Source organism: Bradyrhizobium sp. Kon56 (genome assembly GCF_055807635.1).
The window spans coordinates 1-350 of the sequence record NZ_JBVVOU010000226.1; the positions used below are offsets into that span (position 1 = coordinate 1).

Here is a 350-nt window from a genome sequence, read left to right on the forward strand (position 1 = left end):
TATTTTGCAGATTCAGTACATTGAGCTGAGTCATCTCGCCGAGTTTGGCCACGGTATCCGGGGTCAGACGGATGTTGCACTGCGGTAAGTTCAGCTCTTTGAGCCGGCCCATCCGGGAAATCGCCTCGGGCAGCTCGCCCAAATCGTACCGTTCAATGGTCAGGCTGTCCAAGTTGGGGAATGCCTCCAGGAACCGTCCAAGCCCGGGCGCGGTCGTGCTTTCGTTAACCAGGATCAGTTTGAATGCATAGCCGAACTGTTTCGTGAGTCTCGGCAGCTCTCCCAGCAACGGCAAGTACCATGTCAGTTCGAACTCAGCCGTGCTTGAGCCTTCGACAGGCTGTTTACGC

The 350-nt window shown here is 56.0% G+C and carries 1 protein-coding gene; it reads right to left on the minus strand.

What is annotated here, in order from left to right; genetic code table 11:
- Window positions 1–350 (minus strand): hypothetical protein (locus AC0L3B_RS38745; protein ID WP_473382955.1); only part of this gene is annotated, 350 nt, incomplete at both ends.